Source organism: Nocardioides faecalis, from assembly GCF_018388425.1.
GTDB lineage: Bacteria > Actinomycetota > Actinomycetes > Propionibacteriales > Nocardioidaceae > Nocardioides > Nocardioides faecalis.
In genome coordinates, this window is the sequence record NZ_CP074406.1 from 889,482 (window position 1) to 907,635 (window position 18,154).

At 73.9% G+C, this 18,154-nt stretch carries 17 protein-coding genes; 12 read left to right on the top strand and 5 right to left on the bottom strand.

The features are described 5' to 3' along the window. Position 1 precedes the first annotated feature (1 nt). A complete protein-coding gene (locus KG111_RS04125; protein ID WP_205290629.1) occupies positions 2–778 on the bottom strand; it encodes a TIGR03089 family protein in 777 nt (258 codons plus the stop codon). 24 nt (positions 779–802) lie between these two features. On the opposite strand from KG111_RS04125, the gene KG111_RS04130 reads away from it, so the two are divergent. Then, complete coding sequence (locus tag KG111_RS04130) at positions 803–1,882, top strand: mannose-1-phosphate guanylyltransferase (protein WP_205290628.1); 1,080 nt, start codon at positions 803–805, stop codon at positions 1,880–1,882. 141 nt (positions 1,883–2,023) lie between these two features. On the opposite strand, the gene KG111_RS04135 is transcribed toward KG111_RS04130, so the two are convergent. The 3 genes from KG111_RS04135 to cofD are packed head-to-tail and all read right to left on the bottom strand — an operon-like array spanning position 2,024 to position 4,940. Further along, on the bottom strand, positions 2,024–2,773 hold the full coding sequence (locus KG111_RS04135; RefSeq protein ID WP_249666290.1) for a DUF3105 domain-containing protein: 750 nt from the start codon (positions 2,771–2,773) through the stop codon (positions 2,024–2,026). A 44-nt stretch (positions 2,774–2,817) separates the two neighbouring features. Beyond that, positions 2,818–3,882, bottom strand: coding sequence for a coenzyme F420-0:L-glutamate ligase (locus KG111_RS04140; protein ID WP_249666291.1), 1,065 nt, complete (start codon positions 3,880–3,882; stop codon positions 2,818–2,820). Then, on the bottom strand, positions 3,879–4,940 hold the full coding sequence (cofD, locus tag KG111_RS04145) for a 2-phospho-L-lactate transferase (RefSeq protein ID WP_249666292.1): 1,062 nt from the start codon (positions 4,938–4,940) through the stop codon (positions 3,879–3,881). The genes KG111_RS04140 and cofD overlap by 4 nt, the downstream gene beginning before the upstream one ends. 141 nt (positions 4,941–5,081) lie before the next feature. Here cofD and KG111_RS04150 point away from each other — a divergent pair, with 141 nt between their 5' ends. The 3 genes from KG111_RS04150 to KG111_RS04160 all read left to right on the top strand — a co-directional run bounded on the left by KG111_RS04150 (position 5,082) and on the right by KG111_RS04160 (position 9,797). After that, positions 5,082–5,336, top strand: a complete 255-nt coding sequence (locus KG111_RS04150) for a WhiB family transcriptional regulator (protein ID WP_205290627.1) — start codon at positions 5,082–5,084, stop codon at positions 5,334–5,336. A gap of 71 nt (positions 5,337–5,407) precedes the next feature. Beyond that, positions 5,408–8,302: a glycosyltransferase family 2 protein gene (locus KG111_RS04155; RefSeq protein ID WP_205290626.1), complete on the top strand. Its 2,895-nt coding sequence runs from the start codon at positions 5,408–5,410 to the stop codon at positions 8,300–8,302. Next, the gene (locus tag KG111_RS04160) at positions 8,295–9,797 is read left to right on the top strand and encodes a DUF5719 family protein (RefSeq protein WP_205290625.1); all 1,503 of its coding nucleotides are present in this window, start codon (positions 8,295–8,297) and stop codon (positions 9,795–9,797) included. The genes KG111_RS04155 and KG111_RS04160 overlap by 8 nt, the downstream gene beginning before the upstream one ends. Positions 9,798–9,870: 73 nt before the next feature. Here the strand turns inward: KG111_RS04160 and KG111_RS04165 are convergent, their stop codons facing one another. Continuing rightward, the gene (locus KG111_RS04165; protein ID WP_249666293.1) at positions 9,871–10,362 is read right to left on the bottom strand and encodes a metallopeptidase family protein; all 492 of its coding nucleotides are present in this window, start codon (positions 10,360–10,362) and stop codon (positions 9,871–9,873) included. Between the two features lie 60 nt (positions 10,363–10,422). On the opposite strand from KG111_RS04165, the gene KG111_RS04170 reads away from it, so the two are divergent. The 8 genes from KG111_RS04170 to mtrA all read left to right on the top strand — a co-directional run bounded on the left by KG111_RS04170 (position 10,423) and on the right by mtrA (position 18,146). Then, the gene (locus KG111_RS04170; RefSeq protein WP_283770612.1) at positions 10,423–10,788 is read left to right on the top strand and encodes a DUF3499 domain-containing protein; all 366 of its coding nucleotides are present in this window, start codon (positions 10,423–10,425) and stop codon (positions 10,786–10,788) included. A gap of 92 nt (positions 10,789–10,880) precedes the next feature. Further along, entirely contained in the window at positions 10,881–12,257 is a 1,377-nt protein-coding gene (locus KG111_RS04175) for a phosphomannomutase/phosphoglucomutase (RefSeq protein ID WP_205290623.1), read from the top strand. Further along, positions 12,254–12,448: a Trm112 family protein gene (locus tag KG111_RS04180; RefSeq protein WP_205290622.1), complete on the top strand. Its 195-nt coding sequence runs from the start codon at positions 12,254–12,256 to the stop codon at positions 12,446–12,448. Before KG111_RS04175 ends, KG111_RS04180 begins: the two co-directional genes overlap by 4 nt. Before the next feature lie 15 nt (positions 12,449–12,463). Beyond that, positions 12,464–13,489, top strand: coding sequence for an SIS domain-containing protein (locus KG111_RS04185; RefSeq protein ID WP_205290621.1), 1,026 nt, complete (start codon positions 12,464–12,466; stop codon positions 13,487–13,489). A 30-nt stretch (positions 13,490–13,519) separates the two neighbouring features. Continuing rightward, positions 13,520–14,605: an acyltransferase family protein gene (locus tag KG111_RS04190; RefSeq protein ID WP_205290620.1), complete on the top strand. Its 1,086-nt coding sequence runs from the start codon at positions 13,520–13,522 to the stop codon at positions 14,603–14,605. 96 nt (positions 14,606–14,701) lie between these two features. Continuing rightward, the gene (locus tag KG111_RS04195; RefSeq protein WP_205290619.1) at positions 14,702–15,655 is read left to right on the top strand and encodes a DUF808 domain-containing protein; all 954 of its coding nucleotides are present in this window, start codon (positions 14,702–14,704) and stop codon (positions 15,653–15,655) included. A 166-nt stretch (positions 15,656–15,821) separates the two neighbouring features. Then, a complete protein-coding gene (gene ahcY, locus KG111_RS04200; protein ID WP_205290618.1) occupies positions 15,822–17,261 on the top strand; it encodes an adenosylhomocysteinase in 1,440 nt (479 codons plus the stop codon). 162 nt (positions 17,262–17,423) lie between these two features. After that, positions 17,424–18,146 (top strand): MtrAB system response regulator MtrA, encoded by a 723-nt coding sequence (mtrA, locus tag KG111_RS04205; RefSeq protein WP_205290617.1) that lies wholly within the window; start codon positions 17,424–17,426, stop codon positions 18,144–18,146. The last annotated feature ends 8 nt before the right edge of the window (positions 18,147–18,154 follow it).

The window sequence follows — 18,154 nt, forward strand, 5'->3', positions numbered from 1 at the left end:
TTCAGGCGGGGAAGCGGGCAGTGGCATGCTCGGCGACGTACGTCGCCTCGAGCCGGCCCTGCTCGGCCCGGGCGACCAGGACGAGCGAGCCGCCCTGGGTGAGCGGCTCGCTCAGGGTCGCGGGCTCCAGCAAGGGGTTCGCGACCGACAGGAGGCGGCCGCCGCCCACCAGGGTTCCGGCGGCCGCCTCCCGACACAGCTCGGCCTGGCTCACCGTGCGCCCGGCCAGCTCCAGCGCCACGTCGTCGCCGGTCGGCGGGTCGAGGGCCACGAACGCGTCCGGCTGCGACCAGATCACCGCACCGACGTCGTGCACGCCGTCCGGGACCGGCTCGGCGAAGCGGACGCCGAGCGGGAGCAGGGCGCAGGCGAGCACCTCGAGGTCGCCGGTGCGCTCGGCCCAGGCCGGCAACGTGGCAGGGCCGCAGACCACCGCCGCCAACCCGTCGGCCGCTGCGGTACCGGCGCCTGGATCGGCGGCTTCCTCGGGGGCCACCAGCGGCACCGCCACCAGGCCTGCGCTCCACGCCGCACCCAGGAAGACCGTGCCCAGCCAGTGCGTGGGCAGGTCCAGGCCCACCCGGTCACCGCGCTCGAGCCCGAGCTCGTCGACGAGCAGCGAGGCGGCCTTGGCCACCCAGTTCGCCCAGGTCGTGGCGGAGAGCTCGACCCGCTCGCCGGTGGCGTGGTCGTAGAAGGTGACCAGGGGCCGGCCCGGGTCGCTGCGCAGCCTGCGGTCGAGCACGGACGGGAAGGTGGTCTCGCTCAAGGTGCTCATCGGCACGAGGATAGGGTGCCGCGCATGGTCGCTGACGAGATCCCCGGCTTCTGGGCCGTCGTTCCCGCCGGCGGCGCCGGCACCCGCCTGTGGCCGCTCTCGCGCGCCGGCTCGCCGAAGTTCCTGCACGACCTCACCGGCTCCGGGCGCTCCCTGCTGGAGCAGACCCGCGACCGGCTGGCCCCGATCGCCGGCGACCGACTGCTGGTGGTCACCGGCGAGGCCCACCAGGACGCCGTACGACGCCAGCTGGACGCTCTGGGCCCCGAGGCTGTGCTCGCCGAGCCCTCGGCGCGCGACTCCATGGCCGCGATCGGGCTCGCCGCCGCCGTGCTGGAGCGCCGCGGCGCCGAGGTGATGGGCTCGTTCGCCGCCGACCACGTCATCACCGGCGCCGAGGAGTTCGCCTCGGCGGTGGCCGCTGCTGCGGCCGCTGCGGCCGACGGCTGGCTGGTCACCATCGGGATCGAGCCGACCTTCCCGTCCTCGGCGTTCGGCTACATCCACCAGGGCGAGGAGCTCGACGACCACCCCGGCGTGTGCCGGGTGGTCGAGTTCGTCGAGAAGCCGTCCGTGCCGGTCGCCCAGCAGTACCTGGAGACCGGGCGCTACCGGTGGAACGCCGGCATGTTCGTCGTCCGCCCCTCCGTCCTGCTCGACCTGCTCGCCGAGCAGGACCCCGCCTTCGCCGCCACCCTGCGCGCCATCGCCGCCGAGCCCGAGCGGCTCGGCGAGCTCTGGCCGACGCTGCCGAAGATCGCGATCGACCACGCGATCGCCGAGCCGGCCGCCGCGCAGGGCCGGGTGGCCACGGTGCCGGGCAGCTTCACCTGGGACGACGTGGGCGACTTCGACTCCCTGGCCGGGCTGCTCGGCGACGCCGAGGGCTGCCAGGTCCTCGGCGACCCCGGTCAGGTCCTGGCCACCGGCGCCAGCGGCCTGGTGGTGCCCGGCTCCGGCCGCGTCGTCGCCGTCGTCGGCCTCGACGACGTCGTGGTGGTCGACACCCCCGACGCGCTGCTCGTCACCACCCGCAGCCGCGCCCAGGACGTCAAGGCGATCGTCGCCACGCTCAAGGAGATCGGCCGCGCCGACCTCACCTGAGCGAGGGCGCGAGTGCCGCGCTCGGCTCCGGGCCGCCGACGTCCTACGTCGCTCGCCCGTCACGCACGAAGCCCCGCCACGCGGGGTTCCGCGGGCGGGGCTTCGAAGGTGCGAGCGATCGGTCGGGCGCTCACGCCGTGATCAGGGGACGTAGGGCTCGGGGGAGTCGGTGAACGGGTACTTCTTCATGAACGACTCCAGCGCCTCGCCGCTCGTCTCGGAGCAGTACTGCCACGCGCCGTACTGCTCCTCGGTGCCCGGCTCGAGGCGCCAGTGGGTGAAGGCGATGTGCTGGCCCTTGGGGAAGGCCTTGCCGTCGGCCTTGGTCCACGGCACGGCCTTGAACTTCAGGCGCTGGTTGGTGTCGCTGGCATCGAGGGAGGCGGCGATGGCCTTGATCGCGGCGATCTGGCTGGAGTCGTCGGCGATGGTCTCGTCGTACCACAGGATGGAGTAGCCGTGCTCCAGGTTGTGCACCAGCGACTCGAGCTCGGGGCGCGAGTCCTTGGTGTAGAACCGGTCGGTGATCGGCGCCGGGGCGACCCCGGCCTCGTTCCAGTGCGCGCCGAAGGCGACCGGCGCGTCGTCGTACTCGACCTGGGTGCCGGTGGGGACGTGCTCGCCGCTGCCGGTGGCGGACTTCTCGGTGATCTCGCCGCAGACCTCGGCGCTGGCGCCGATCTCGGCGAGCGGGGTGCCGGAGTAGCGGGCCTTCTGGATCGCCGTCTTCACCGGGTTGTACGCCGCGGCGCCGATGATCAACAGCGCGACCACCACGCAGACCCCCACGATGGCCATGCCCTGGCGCTTGTCAGCGCTCCGCTGCTTGCGCCGGATGTCATCGATGACCTGTCGGCGGTCCGACTTCTCGGACTTGGTGGACTTGACCACGGCTCGGGGACCTCGTCTGGTGAGTACGACAGAACGGGGGGAGTCTACGGACTGCCGGGCCGTAGCCGGAGATCGGCGCCAGCAACGTCGCGCGCCGGTGTCCCCAGCGGTGTCCCCAGCGGTGTCCCCGCCGGTGCCCCCAGGGGTGCCTCGACCGGCGACCAGCCGTGCGCGAACGCCACCACCGCGGCGAGGTCTGCGCGGGCCGCGGGGGAGCGGACCTCGTCGGGGCCGACGACGTGGCCCTCGAGCCCGGCGCGGCGCAGTGCGTCGAGGAGCTCCTCGGCGGTGACCGGCGCGCCGAAGGGGGCCTGGTCGGCGGCAGCGCCGGCCACGGCGCGCACGATCGCCTCGCGGGCGCCGTACCCGAACAGGTCGCCACCCTCGGCACGCACCAGCGCGGCCGCGCCGGTGCCGTGCTCGCCGGGCGGCAGCACGAGGTCGGCGCGCCCGCGCAGGACGCCGCAGGGCCGGCCACCGAGCTTGCCCTGGGCCAGCTCGACCGCGGAGGCGATCTGGTCGGCGACCGCCGGGGCGGTCACGGCGAGCTCGTTGCCGTGCGCGTCGAGGACGCCGGCGAAGGACTCCAGGACGAGGATCCCGGCGGCGCCGATCGCGATGTCGGTCTGGCCCTCGCGCCAGGCCCGGCCGGCGGTGTCGGTGACGATCACCCCGACGTTGAGACCGGTGCGCTCGGCGATCGCGGTGCGCAGGGCGCGGGCGGAGGCGTCGGGGTCCTCGGGCAGCAGCACCAGGGAGCCCGCGGCCACGTTGGAGGCGTCCACGCCCGCGGCGGCCATGGTCAGGCCGAGCCGGTTGCGCACGATCCGGGTAGCGCCGCGGGTGGCGACGACGCGCTGGGTCTCGGCGTCGATCCACCGCTCCCGCTCACCAGCGACCACGCGGCCCTCGGCCTTGCTGACCACCTTGGAGGTGACGACCACGATGTCGCCGTCGCGCAGGCCCGCCGCCGCGTCGGCGACATCCCCGTCGTCGGGGTGGTGGTCGGGATGGAGCACCGCCAGCAGCAGCGCGGCCAGGTCGTCGCCGGCGCGGACCTCGCCGAGGCCGCCGGGTGCCAGCACCCGCAGCTCCTCGGAGCGGCTCACGCGGGGTCCACGACCAGCGCGAGCGCGGCGGCCGCCATCGCGGCGGTGGCGTCGTGGTCGGTCATCATCAGCGGCACGGCCGCGGCGCGCAGGCCGGCCGCGGTGAGGCGGTCCACCTGGTCGCGGTCGCGCTCGTCGACCAGCCAGCCGTCGAGGACGCCGCCGCCGGACCGGGCGCCGTAGTTGAGGCCCACCCCGGCCGCGCTGACCTCCACGCCGATCGCGGTCAGCATCTGCTCGGCCATGCCCCGCACGTGCGAGGTGCCGACGATGGGGGAGAGGCCGACGACCGGCGCGGTGGTCGCGCGGACGGCGTCGCGCACGCCGGGCACGCCGAGGATCGTGCCGACCGAGACCACCGGGTTCGACGGCGGCACCAGCACCACGTCGGCCTCGGCGATGGCCTCCAGCACACCGGGGGCGGGAGTGGAGCTGTCCAGGCCCACGACCACGACGGCCTCGGCAGGCAGCTCGGCGCGCAGGCGCACCCAGTACTCCTGGAAGTGCACGACGCGGCGACCGCTCGGGGTCTCGGGTGCGGGGATGGCGACGTGGGTCTCCACCCGGTCGTCACTCATCGGCAGCAGCGTCACGGTGTCGCCGTGCACCGGGGTGAGCCAGCGCCGACACAGCGCCTTCGTGACCGCGGAGAGCGGGTAGCCGGCGTCCAGCATCTGGGTGCGGACCAAGTGGGTGGCGACGTCGCGGTCGCCCAGGCCGAACCAGGTGGGCTCGACGCCGTACGACGCCAGCTCCTCCTTGACGCTCCAGGTCTCCGCGCGCCGGCCCCAGCCCCGCTCGGGGTCGATGCCGTCGCCGAGGGTGTACATCACGGTGTCGAGGTCCGGGCAGACCTTGAGGCCGTGGATCCACCAGTCGTCGGCGGTGTTGGCGATCACCGTGACCTGCGCGTCGGGGGCCACGCCCGGCAGCGAGCCGGTGGCGATGCCGTGCAGCAGTCCCTGGATGAACTTCGCGCCGCCCATGCCGCCGGACAGCACGGTGAGTCGGCGGAGCGGGCCCCCGGTGGCGGCGGGCGTGGGCTGTGTCGTCTCCACGGCACCACTCTGCCCTGTCGGCCCTTGCGGTGCCGAGCCGGGTCTGTATAGCAGAGCCGACCTTGACTCTTTGGGTATGACACGTATGTAATTCCAAGTGTGTCGTTCGGGCACGGGGTCGAGCTGTGAGGGGCGAAGTCGATGAGGGAACTGTTTCTGGTCGAAGCGGAGTCGGAAGAGCTCGGGTGGCAGGAGCGCGCGCTGTGCGCGCAGACCGACCCTGAGGCGTTCTTCCCGGAGAAGGGTGGCTCCACCCGGGAGGCGAAGAAGGTCTGCCAGACCTGCGAGGTGCGGGTCGAGTGCCTCGAGGCGGCGTTGGGCAACGACGAGCGGTTCGGCATCTGGGGCGGACTGTCGGAGCGGGAGCGCCGCAAGCTGAAGAAGCGCGCCGTCTGAGCCGCTGACCCACTGGCCCTGCGCCGCCGGCGGTTCGCCCCCTCGGGCCGTCGGTCGTAGGGTCTGACGTCGTGCCGAAACATGACGGGGTCGCCGTAGTCCTGGTGAGCCACGACGGCTCGTCGTGGCTGCCGGGCGTCCTCGACGGCCTGCTCGAGCAGACCCGTCCCGCCGACGTCGTCGTCGCCGTCGACACCGGCAGCCGCGACGACTCTGCCGCCCTCGTCCGCACCGCCCTCGAGCCCCGCGTGCCGCTGCTGGCACGTGCCCTGCCCCGCGACACCAGCTACCCCGACGCCGTCGCCGACGCCCTGGCGACCCTGGAGTCTGCCGGCCGCGAGCCGGAGTGGATCTGGCTGCTGCACGACGACTCCCGGCCCGCCCCCGGCGCCCTGGCCGCCCTGCTCGACGCGGCCGCGCGCCATCCCGACGCCGACATCCTCGGCCCCAAGCTGCGCGAGTGGCCCTCGCTGCGCCGGCTGCTGGAGGTCGGCGTCACCATCAGCGGCACCGGGCGCCGCGAGACCGGTCTGGAGCGCGGCGAGTACGACCAGGGCCAGCACAGCCAGGTCCGCGAGGTGCTCGCGGTCAACACCGCCGGGATGCTGGTGCGCCGCAGCGCGCTCGTCGCGCTCGGCGGCCTCGACCCCGCGTTGCCGGTCTTCGGCAACGACCTCGACCTCGGCTGGCGCGCCGCCGCCGCCGGCCGCACCACGTTGGCGGTGCCCGCCGCAGTGGTCTTCCACGCCGAGGCCGCCCACCGCGGGCTGCGGCGCACGCCGCTGACCGGTCGGCACACCCACTTCGCCGAGCGTCGCGCCGCCCTGTTCACCCTGCTCGCCAACGGCCGCGGCCCCACCCTGGGGCTCAAGGTCGTCCGGCTCGTGCTGGGCACCGTGCTGCGGATGCTCGGCCTGCTGTGCGCCCGCGCCGTCGGCGAGGCCCTCGACGAGGCCGCCGCGCTGGTCTCCGTGCTGCGCCACCCGGGCCGGATCCGCGCGGCCCGCCGCTCCCGTTCCGCCGCGATCGCCGCCCAACGCGGGGACGCCGGCCCGGACCGGGCCCGGACCCGCCGCCTGCTGGCGCCCTGGTGGCTGCCCTACCGGCACGGGCTCGACGTGCTCGGCGACCTCCTCGCCGCCGCCACCCACCAGGCCGCCGACGTGGCCGAGCGGCGACGTGCCGCCGCCATCGAGCGGGGCGAGGCGCCGCCGGTGGCCCGGCACCGCGACGAGGAGGACGAGTTCGCGGACAACAGCCTCGCGGTGCGGTTCTTCACCAGCCCCGTCGCGCTCGCCACCGCGCTCACCGTGATCGCCCTGCTGGTCGGCGTGCGCGACGTCCTCGGCGGGGTCAGCGGTGGCGCGCTCAGCCCGGCGCCGGACTCCGCCGGCGACTGGTGGCGGCTGCACCTGCAGGCCTGGCACCCGCTCGGCTTCGGCAGCCAGGTCCCCGCACCGCCGTACGTGCTGCCGCTGGCGCTGGGCGGCAGCGTCCTCGGCCCCACCTTGTTGATGTCGGCGCTGATGGCGCTCTCCGCGCCGCTGGCGCTGTGGGGGGCCTGGCGCTTCCTGCGTGTCGTCGGCCGGCTCGCCACGCCGTACGGCGCCCCCCGGTGGCTGCTGCTGTGGGGCTCGGTCGCGTGGGCGCTGGTGCCACTGACCTCCGGTGCCTGGGGCGGCGGGCGCTGGGGAGTGGTGGTCGGTGCGGCCGTGCTGCCCTGGCTCGCCCACGCCGCGCTCGGCTTCGTCGACCCCGCCGCCGAGCGTCGCTGGCGCGCAGCGTGGCGCACCGGTCTCGCGCTGAGCCTGCTGGTCGCCTTCGTGCCGCCGGCATGGCTGCTGTGCCTCGTGCTGAGTGTCGTGCTCGTCGGCGCCGCCGCGCGCGTGGTGCCCGGCCTGCTGCGGGATCGCTCGCTGTGGCTGCCGCCGCTGGCCGCGCTGGCCGTGCCGCTGGTCGTGCTCGCCCCGTGGTGGCTGCCGTCGGTGCTGGAGGGTGGCGCCGCGGCCACGCTGCTGGACGTCGGCCGTTGGCCCACCGCCGCCACCACCGGCTGGGACCTGCTCGCGGGCCGCTTCGGCGACCTCGGCGCCCCCGCCTGGGTCGGCCTGGTGCTGCCGCTGCTCGCCCTGGGGGCGCTGGTGCCGCCGGCGACCCGGGTGCCGGTCGTCCTGTGCTGGCTGGTCGCCGCCGTGACCGCCCTGGTCGCGGTGCCGTTGGCGCTGGTCAGCGTCGAGCTCCCCGGCGGCACCGAGCAGCAGCCGGGCCTGGGTGCGGTGCTGCTGGTGCTGCACGGCGCCTGGCTGAGCGCCGCGCTGCTGGGTGCGCTGTCCCTGCGCGACCTGGCCGGCCGACCCCGGCCGATGCAGGCGCTGCTGCTGCTCGGCGGTGTCGTCGCGCTGCTCGCCCCGCTCGTCGGTCTGGTCTGGTTCGCCGGCTGGGGCGGCGACGACCTGGAGCAGGAGCAGGGCTCCGACGTGCCCGTCTACATGGAGCAACGGGCCGCCGACGCACCCGAGAACGGCGTGCTCGTGCTGCGCGGGAGCGTCGCCGACGGCCTGCGCTACACCGTCTACCGCGGCGACGGGCTCCGCGTCGGCGAGGACGAGGTCGCCGCGCTGACGCCCGAGGACGAGGCCGCCACCGAGGCCATCGCGGCGCTGGTCACCTCGCCCGACGTGGACGCGGTGGAGACGCTGCGCGAGCTCGGCATCCGCTACGTCGTGCAGCCGGCGCCCGTCGACGGCTCCGTGGCCACCCGGCTCGACGCCACCTCGGGGTTGGAGCAGGCCAGCGCGCCGCGCGGCACCCGCGCCTGGGAGGTGGCGCCCGCCCCGGACGCGTTCGACTCCGAGCCCGGCTGGTGGGGCTGGGGCCGCTGGCTGCTGCTGCTCGTGCAGGCCGGCGCCGTGTGCGTCCTGGTCGTGCTGTCCCTCCCGCCGCTGCGAAGGAGCCGCGATGACTGAGACGCCGACCCCGCCGGGGCGCCGCTCACGACGCGCCACCGACCCCCAGGCCGACTCCGCCGCCACCGGCCGCCGCGCCGCGCTGCGCCGAGGGCGCCGCGTCGATCTGCTCGTCGCGCTCGGCGTCGTGCTGCCCGCGGTGACCGCGATCGCCCTGGTCGTGATCGGGGAGGAGGAGCGCACCGCGCCCGCGGGCAGCCCGCCCACCGACGCCGCGCTCACCTCCCTCTCCCTCGTCTGCCCGAGCCCCGTGGCCACCCGCGGGGCCGGGGTGCGTGCGGCCCGGGCGCCGGAGGTTCCCGGCGGCACCGTGCAGGTGCGTCTCGCCGACCCCGCCGGGCCGGCGCAGGCCCGGGCCCGGCTGGAGTCCGCCGGCGACCTCGACGTGCCGGCGCGCGGCAGCGTCGCCGTGCCGGATGCCTCCGGGGCGGTGGCGCTGTCGGCCGACGGCGAGGCCGCGCCGGGGCTGGTGGCGGGGCGCACCGAGCGGGCCGCCGCGGTGCCCGAGTGCCGTGCGCCGTCGTACGACGAGTGGTTCGTCGGGCTCGGCGCGTCGGCCCGCTACGCGAGCACCCTGGAGCTGGTGAATCCCGATCCCGGCGACGCGGTCGTCGACGTGGTGCTGCACGGGCCCGACGGGATCCTCGAGGAGCCGGGGCTGCGCGGGGTGCAGGTGCCGGGCCACAGCGTGCGCCGCCTCGACCTGTCCCGCATCGCCCCGCGCACCGCGCTCACCGCGGCGCACGTGACCTCGGTCCGCGGCCGGGTCGTCACGAGCGCGCCCACCACCCGCGACCCGCTGGGCGGCGGTGTGGTGAGCACCGACTTCCTGCCCGCCGTCGCGGCGCCGAGCACCGACAGCCTGATCCTGGGCCTGCCGCAGCGGCCCGGCAGCGCGATGCTGGTCGTCGCCAACCCCGGCGCCGACGAGGCCCGCGTGACGCCGCGCCTGGTCACCGCCGAGGCGACGTTCGCCCCGGTCGGGGCCCCGGAGATCACCGTGCCGCCGCGCTCGGCGGTGCAGGTCCGCCTCGACGAGCTGCTGCGCGACGACGCTGCCGAGGGCGCGGTGGGCCTGCGGCTGACCTCCACCACGGCCACCGTCGCCTCGCTGCGGCTCACCGTCGGCAGCGACCTGGCGCTGCTGGCGCCGGTGCCGCAGCTGCGCGAGCCCACCACCACGGTCGTGCCGCGCGGCGCCAAGACGCTGCAGCTGGCCGGCGCGACCCGCGCCGGCGTGGTCCGCGTCCGCTCCTACGGCGCCGACGGTGCCGAGCTCGCGGACAAGTCCGTCGACGTCCGCACCGACACCGCCGCCACGCTGCGCCTGCCGTCGGCGGCGGTGAGCGTGCAGGTGGAGCCGCGTGAGACCCCCATCTCGGGCGTGGTGTCGCTGCCGGGCCAGGCCCCGACCTCGCTCGCCACGGTGCGGCTGCGTCCCGCCGAGCTGCGTGCGCGGATCCCCGTGGTCGCCCCGGACCAGCTGCAGCCCTAGCCGCAGCCCAGCCGCAGCCCAGCCGCAGCCCAGCCGCAGCCCAGCCGCAGCCCAGCCGCAGCCCAGCCGCCGCTCAGTCGTCGAGGTAGCGGGGGTCGACCTCGGACGGCGGGATGCCGAGCAGCTCTGCCACCTGCTCCACCACGACGGTCAGCAGCATCGCCTCGAGGTCGGCACGGTCGGAGGCGCGGTGCTCCAACGGTCGCCGGAACACCACCAGCCGCGACGGCGTGGTGCCCGTGCCGCGCACCAGCGAGGACAACGGCACCCGGTTCGAGTCCCAGTCCTCCGGCAGCTGCGGGGTGTCCTCGACGGCGTACTCCAGCAGGCCGAGGCGGTCCGCCCAACGCTCGTCGAGGTCGCTGACCAGGTCCAGCATGATCCGGTCGAACACCTCGCGCCGGGTCCGGGGCCGCGGCGGGCGAGGCTGCGAGGCCCAGCCATCACCGGGCACCGGAGCGCCGAGCGGCAGCACGGCCGGCCCCCGCGCGCCGCGTCCACGCCGGTCGCGGCGGCGGCGCTGGCGGCCCTCAGGCGTCGGCGGTCCGGACTGTTCTCGGTGCACGATCAGCGAGCCTAGTCACCACCGCGGCGTGCACGCGGTACCGTCTGCGCCGTGAGCGCGATTCCGGCACAGCAGGGGGTTCGGACCTGCTCCCGCACTGCCTGCTCGGCACGGGCCGTGGCGACGCTCACCTACGTCTACGCCGACTCCACCGCGGTCCTGGGCCCGCTGGCCACCTTCGCGGAGCCGCACGCCTACGACCTGTGCGAGCAGCACAGCGAGCGGCTCTCGGCGCCCCGTGGGTGGGAGGTCGTGCGGCTGTCGTTGGGCACGCGGCCCTCGGGCCCCAGCGGGGACGACCTGCTCGCCCTGGCCGACGCCGTGCGCGAGGCGGCCCGACCCGTGCAGCGGGTCGTGGAGCAGCCGCGGGAGACCGGCCGCGAGGTCTCGCGCAAGGGCCACCTGAGGATGCTCTCCACCGAGTGAGGACCGCTGAGTGAGGAGCCTCACGCCCCTCGTGGGCCGGGCCTCGCCCGCCTCGTGCCCCGCGTTCGGTGGCGTCCACTAGGGTCCGGGTCATGCCGAGCGCCACCACCTCCCCGGACAACCTGAGCAAGATCTTCAAGGCGTACGACGTGCGCGGGATCGTCGGCGAGCAGCTCGACGAGGACCTCGCCCGGGCCACCGGTGCCGCGTACGTGGAGGTGCTGGGCGTCGATGCGCTGGTCATCGGCTACGACATGCGGCCCAGCTCCCCGTCGCTGGCCGGTGCCTTCGCCGAGGGCGCCACCGCCGCCGGTGCGGACGTCACGATGATCGGCCTGGCCTCCACCGACCAGCTCTACTTCGCCTCCGGCCACCTCGCCCTGCCCGGCGCGATGTTCACTGCCAGCCACAACCCGGCGCAGTACAACGGGATCAAGATGTGCCGCGCCTACGCCCAGCCCGTCGGCGTGGAGAGCGGCCTGGCCGAGATCCGGGACCGGGTCGCCGCGGGCGCCCCCGCCACCGCCGCGACGCCGGGCAGCATCAGCGAGACCGACGTGCTCGACGCCTACGCCGCGCACCTGATCTCGTTGGCCCCGGTCTCCGGCCGACCGCTCAAGGTCGTCGTCGACGCCGGAAACGGCATGGCCGGGCACACCGCGCCCGCGGTCTTCGCCCGGCTCGGCGACGCCGTGGAGATGGTCCCGATGTACTTCGAGCTCGACGGCACCTTCCCCAACCACGAGGCCAACCCGATCGAGGCCGCGAACCTCGTCGACCTGCAGGCCCGCGTGCTGGCCGAGGGCGCCGACATCGGCCTGGCCTTCGACGGCGACGCGGACCGCTGCTTCCTCGTCGACGAGCGCGGCGAGCTGGTCTCCCCGTCCACCCTGACCGCGCTCATCGCCGCCCGTGAGCTGGCCAAGGAGCCCGGCTCCACGGTGATCCACAACCTGATCACCTCGCGCGCGGTGCCCGAGATCGTCACCGAGCTCGGCGGCACCCCGGTGCGGACCCGGGTCGGCCACTCCTACATCAAGGCCACGATGGCGGAGACCGACGCGATCTTCGGTGGCGAGCACTCGGGCCACTTCTACTTCCGCGACTTCTGGCGCGCCGACTCCGGCATGCTGGCGGCCCTGCACGCGATGGCGGCGCTCGCCGAGACCGACGCGCCGCTCTCGCAGCTGCTCTCGAGCTACGAGCGCTACCCGCTCAGCGGCGAGATCAACAGCACCGTGGCCGACCAGGGCGCGGTGCTCGCCGAGCTGGAGAGCACCTACGCTTCTCGTGAGGGCGTCAGCATCGACAAGCTCGACGGCCTCAGCGTCAGCCACGCCGACTGGGCGTTCAACGTGCGTGCCTCCAACACCGAGCCGCTGCTGCGGCTCAACGCCGAAGGGAAGGACGAGCCCACCATGACCCGAGTCCGCGACGAGGTCCTCGCCGTCATCCGGAGCGAGCGGTGAGTGCCCCGCAGCTCTCCGAGGAGCTGCTCGCGATCATCGTGTGCCCGGCCTGCAAGGGCGACCTGTCCGTGACCGGCTCCGACGCGGACGCCGAGCCGGTCGAGCTGGCCTGCTCCGGCTGCGGCCTGGTCTACCCCGTGCGCGACGGCATCCCGGTGCTGCTCGTGGACGAGGCCCGCAAGCCCGTCTGAGCGCCGGCGCCACCCATGGTCTGGTTCGACGAGTCCCGGCTGGACGACGAGCGCGCGCTCGGCACCGCCGACCTGCGGCTGCGCACGCTCGCCGAGGCCGGCTCCCGCGTCCGACGCGAGGCGGGCGACGCGGCTCCGGCGATCGCCGAGGCCGTGGCCCGGGCCGGTGAGAGCCGACCGCGGGCCGTGATCGCCGCCGGGCCCGACTCCCGGCTGCTGCGGGCGGTGCTGGAGCCGTCCTGCCCGGTGCCGTTCGTCGCCTGGCCCGCGCCGGCCCTGCCCGGCTGGGCCGGCAGCCTCGACCTCGTCGTCGTCCTCGCCCCGGAGGGGTCGGACCCCGGCACGGCCTCCGCGGTCGCCGAGGCCGTGCGCCGCGGCTGCCAGCTCGTGGTCGCCACGCCCCCGGACTCCCTGGTCGCCGAGCACGCGACCGGTCGCTGGACCACGCTGCTGCCCACGGGCACCTCCGACCCGCTCGCCGTCGCGGTGGCGATGCTGTGCTTCCTGCACCAGGTCCAGCTCGGCCCCACGACCGACCCCGAGGCGGTCGCCGACGCGCTCGACGTGGTGGCGATCGAGTGCTCCCCGCTGCGCGACATCTCGATCAACCCGGCCAAGATGCTGGCCATCTCGCTCGCCGACGCGAACCCGCTGCTGTGGGGCGGCTCGGTGCTGTCCGCCCGCGCGGCCCGGCGCATCGCGGAGTCGATCCGTCGTACGTCGGGGCGCACAGCGCTCGCCGGCGACGCCGAGCACCTGCTGCCCGTCATCGAGGCGGCCCGCCCACGCAACGTCTTCGCGGACCCCTTCGCCGACGACGCCTCGGGCCGTCGACCGGTGCTCGTGCTGCTCGACGACGGCGCCGACGACCCGGTCGCGCACGACCAGCGCCGCCGCCTGGAGCAGGCCGCCGCCGCCCACGACGTGCGTGTGGAGCACGTGACCTCGCAGGCGCCGGGAGAGGTCTCGCGCTACGCCTCGCTGCTGCTCAGCGGCACCTACGCGGCCGAGTACCTGCGGCTGGGGCTGGTCGAGGACTGAGCCTCCCGGTCCCCGGGTAACGGGCGGATCATGGCTTCCCGTGATCCGTGGCTCGACAACGCGAAAGCAGGCCTCGTCCTGCTCGTCGTCGTCGGTCACGCGTGGGAGATGCTGCCGCTGGACGGCCCCGCCGGCCACCTGTACGACTTCCTCTACCTGTGGCACATGCCGGCCTTCGTGTTCCTCTCCGGCTACCTCTCGCGCAGCTTCGCCTACGACTCGCGCCGGATGTGGCAGCTGGTGAGCACCCTGCTGGTGCCGTACCTGCTCTTCGAGGGACTGCTCGGCTGGTTCCGGCTCCAGCTCGGTGACGAGGAGCTGCAGGACCTGTGGCTCGATCCACACTTCCCGATGTGGTACCTGCTGGCGCTGGTCGTCTGGCGGCTGGCCACGCCGGTGCTGCGGCCCCTGCCCGGCGCCGCGCTGGTGGCCGTCGGACTGTGCCTGGCCAGTGGCTTCCTGGCCGACGACTGGGCGCGCTGGCTCGACCTGCCCCGCCTCCTGGGCTTCCTGCCGTTCTTCGTGCTCGGCCTCAAGACCACCCCGGAGACGCTCCAGCGCCTGCGCGGGCGGGTCCCGGTCCTGCTCGGTCTCGCCGCGGGTGCCGTGGTCGCCGTGGTCGCGGTCAACCTGGAGCACTGGAGCGAGCGGGCGCACCTCTACTACCGCACGTACGACGCGATGGAGACCTCCGAGACCGGGTCGATGCTGGTGCGGCTGGTGATGATCGGCGTCGGCCTGCTGGGCACGTACGCCTGGCTCACCCTGGTCCCGCGGGTCGACGGCTGGTTCACCCGGATGGGAGCGGCCACGATGGTGGTCTACCTGTTCCACGGCTTCGCGGTGAAGTGGCTCGACTACTCCGAGTTGATGACCCGTCTCGAGGGCCGGCCGTGGCTGGGCATGGTGGTGGCGACGGCGTTCGGCGCCGGCCTGGCGCTGCTGCTCGGCTCGCCCCCGGTGCGCCGCCTCCTCGGCCACGTCGTGGACCCGTTCGCGACCGCCCAGAAGAAGGTCGACGAGGCGGTGGCACTGACCGCGGTGGTGGCCGAGGCCGAGGCCGGGCCGCTGCACCCGGTGCCGGACGTGGCCCGACAGGCCGCCGCGGGCCGGTAGCCTTCGCACCATGTCCACCGCGTCGTCCACCGCGTCGTCCACCGCGTCGTCCATGGCGTCGTCCAGCGTCTCCGTCCCCGTCCTGCGGGGGCGCTCGTGAGCGCCGGCCTGTTCGGCCTGCTCGACGACGTCGCGGCGATCGCCCGCCTGGCCGCTGCCTCCATCGACGACGTGGGTGCCGCCGCGGGCCGCGCCACCGTGAAGGCGGCCGGCGTGGTCGTCGACGACACCGCCGTCACCCCGCAGTATGTGCACGGCGTCGCCGCCGAGCGCGAGCTGCCGATCATCAAGCAGATCGCCCTCGGCTCGATCCGCAACAAGCTGCTCTTCATCCTGCCGGCGGCGCTGCTGCTCAGCGAGTTCCTCCCCGGGGTGCTGCCGATCATCCTGCTGGCCGGCGGCACGTTCCTGGCCTACGAGGGCGCCCACAAGGTGTGGCACGCGCTGCGCGGGCACGACAAGCACGACGCGCCGGTCACCGAGGTCGGCCCGGAGGCCGAGAAGGAGATGATCGGCGGTGCCGTGCGCACCGACCTGATCCTCTCGGCCGAGATCATGGTGATCGCCCTGGACTCGGTGAAGGACGAGAGCTTCTGGTCCCGGCTGGCGATCATGGTCGTCGTCGCCTTCGCCATCACCTTCGTGGTCTACGGCGTGGTCGCTGCCATCGTGAAGATGGACGACACCGGCCTGCTGCTCGCCCAGCGCTCCTCGGCGTTCGCCCAGCGGCTGGGCCGCGGCCTGGTCTCCGCGATGCCCAGGCTGCTGTCGGTGATCTCGGTCGTGGGCGTCGTCGCGATGCTCTGGGTCGGTGGCCACATCCTGCTGGTCAACGTGCACGAGGCGGGCTGGTGGGACGCGCCGTACGAGTGGGTCCACGACCTCGAGCACGACATCGCGCACGCCGTCCACGGCTTCCTCGGGTCCGTGCTGGGCTGGCTGGCCAACACCGGGATCTCCGCGGTGATCGGGATCGTGGTCGGCTCCGTCGTCGTCGCCGTGCTCGCGGTGCTGCCGTTCGGGAAGAAGAAGCAGGACGCGCACGCCTGACCTCGGCCAGGTCCGAGCTGGGGCCTGGCGGGCGCCGGAGGGTCCTTCTTCGGGATTGCCCGCGCCCGTCAGCGCGCTTGTAGGGTGGTCCAGGTCATGCGCGGGAGACCCCGACGATGCGCAGATGCGCCGCAGGACCCGACACTCGAACCTCGAGGATCACTTGATGGACTACAACGTTGCCGACCTGAGCCTGGCCGAGTACGGCCGCAAGGAGCTCGCGCTCGCCGAGCACGAGATGCCCGGGCTGATGTCCCTGCGGGAGCGCTACGGCGACGCCAAGCCGCTCGCCGGCGCGCGGATCGCGGGCTCGCTGCACATGACGATCCAGACCGGTGTGCTGATCGAGACCCTGGTCGCCCTCGGCGCCGACGTGCGCTGGGCCTCGTGCAACATCTTCTCCACCCAGGACCACGCCGCCGCCGCGATCGTCGTCGGTGACGGCACGCCGGAGGACCCCAAGGGCATCCCGGTCTTCGCCTGGAAGGGCGAGACCCTCGCCGAGTACTGGGACCTGGCGGAGAAGGTCTTCGACTTCACCGACGAGGCGGGCAACCTGGTCGGCCCCAACATGCTGCTCGACGACGGCGGGGACATCACGCTGCTCGTGCACAAGGGCGTCGAGTTCGAGAAGGCCGGCGCCGTGCCCGGCCAGGACTCCACCGACAACGAGGAGTTCAAGGAGGTGCTGCGCGTCCTGGCCCGATCGCTGGAGAACGACCCGCAGCGCTGGACCACCATCGCCAACTCCATCAAGGGCGTCTCCGAGGAGACCACCACCGGGGTGCTCCGCCTCTACGACCGGTTCAAGGAGGGCTCGCTCCTCTTCCCGGCGATCAACGTCAACGACTCCGTCACCAAGTCGAAGTTCGACAACAAGTACGGCTGCCGCCACTCCCTGATCGACGGCATCAACCGCGCCACCGACGTCATGATCGGCGGCAAGGTCGCGGTCGTGTGCGGCTACGGCGACGTCGGCAAGGGCTCCGCGGAGTCCCTGCGCGGCCAGGGCGCCCGCGTCATCATCACCGAGATCGACCCGATCTGCGCCCTGCAGGCGGCCATGGACGGCTTCGAGGTCCGTCGCCTGGAGTCGGTCGTCGAGACCGCCGACATCTTCATCACCACGACCGGGAACTTCGACATCATCCGGGTCGAGCACTTCGAGAAGATGAAGCACCAGGCGATCGTCGGCAACATCGGACACTTCGACAACGAGATCAACATGGCCGGCCTGGCCAAGATCCCCGGCATCGTCAAGGACGAGATCAAGCCCCAGGTCCACCAGTGGATCTTCCCCGACGGCAAGAAGATCATCGTGCTCTCGGAGGGCCGCCTGCTCAACCTCGGCAACGCGACCGGCCACCCGTCGTTCGTGATGTCGAACTCCTTCACCAACCAGGTGCTGGCCCAGATCGAGCTCTTCACCAAGACCGACGAGTACCCGACCGGCGTCTACGTGCTGCCCAAGCACCTCGACGAGGAGGTCGCCCGGCTGCACCTCGACGCCCTCGGCGTCGAGCTCACCGAGCTCACCCCCGCCCAGGCCGAGTACCTCGGCGTGCCGGTGGAGGGTCCCTACAAGTCGGACCACTACCGCTACTGAGCCTCCGGCCACCACGAGCGCGACACTCCGGCCCCGTGCCGGGTGTCGCGCTCGTGTCGTCTTCCCGGTCGTCTTCCCGGTGGTCTTGTCGGTCGTCTCCTCGGTCGCCGTGCCGTCGCGCCGCTACTGGCGAGTAGGTAGCCGCGGCGCGCGGTGCCTAGGATGGCGGGCATGAGTCCCTCGCCCGGAGCGACGTCGTACCCGCTGACCCGGGGACGCGTGCTCGTGGTCGACGACGACGCCCCGCTCGCGGAGATGCTCGCCATCGTGCTGTCATCCGAGGGCTTCGAGAGCCGGATCTGCCCCCGCGGGGACACCGCGCTGGCCGCCTTCCGCGACTACCGGCCCGACCTCGTCCTGCTCGACCTGATGCTGCCCGGCAAGGACGGCATCGACGTGTGCAAGGAGATCCGCGCCGAGTCCGGCGTGCCGATCGTGATGCTCACCGCCAAGGGCGACACCGTCGACATCGTCGTCGGCCTGGAGTCCGGCGCCGACGACTACGTGGTCAAGCCGTTCAAGCCCAAGGAGCTGATCGCCCGGATCCGGGCCCGGGTGCGCCGTACCGACAACGTCGGCCCGGAGACCCTCACCGTGCGCGACATCGACATCGACGTCGCCGGGCACGCGGTCACCCGCGACGGCGTCGAGATCTCACTGACCCCGCTGGAGTTCGACCTGCTGCTCGCGCTGGCGCGGCGCCCCGGGCAGGTGCTGACCCGCCAGCAGCTGCTCGAGGAGGTCTGGGGCTACCACCACGCCGCCGACACCCGGCTGGTCAACGTGCACGTGCAGCGGTTGCGCTCGAAGGTCGAGCACGACCCCGAGCACCCCGAGATCGTGCTGACGGTCCGCGGAGTCGGCTACAAGTCCGGCGTGGCGTAGGAGCCATC

Excerpts from the sequence above, each read along its gene's own strand:
- KG111_RS04150 (WP_205290627.1), top strand. The coding sequence starts at position 5,082 with ATGAGGGAACTGTTTCTGGTCGAAGCGGAGTCGGAAGAGCTCGGGTGG.
- KG111_RS04185 (WP_205290621.1), top strand. The coding sequence starts at position 12,464 with ATGGTCTGGTTCGACGAGTCCCGGCTGGACGACGAGCGCGCGCTCGGC.
- ahcY (WP_205290618.1), top strand. The coding sequence starts at position 15,822 with ATGGACTACAACGTTGCCGACCTGAGCCTGGCCGAGTACGGCCGCAAG.
- mtrA (WP_205290617.1), top strand. The coding sequence starts at position 17,424 with ATGGCGGGCATGAGTCCCTCGCCCGGAGCGACGTCGTACCCGCTGACC.
- KG111_RS04175 (WP_205290623.1), top strand. The coding sequence starts at position 10,881 with ATGCCGAGCGCCACCACCTCCCCGGACAACCTGAGCAAGATCTTCAAG.
- KG111_RS04190 (WP_205290620.1), top strand. The coding sequence starts at position 13,520 with ATGGCTTCCCGTGATCCGTGGCTCGACAACGCGAAAGCAGGCCTCGTC.
- KG111_RS04130 (WP_205290628.1), top strand. The coding sequence starts at position 803 with ATGGTCGCTGACGAGATCCCCGGCTTCTGGGCCGTCGTTCCCGCCGGC.
- KG111_RS04125 (WP_205290629.1), bottom strand. The coding sequence starts at position 778 with ATGAGCACCTTGAGCGAGACCACCTTCCCGTCCGTGCTCGACCGCAGG.
- KG111_RS04160 (WP_205290625.1), top strand. The coding sequence starts at position 8,295 with ATGACTGAGACGCCGACCCCGCCGGGGCGCCGCTCACGACGCGCCACC.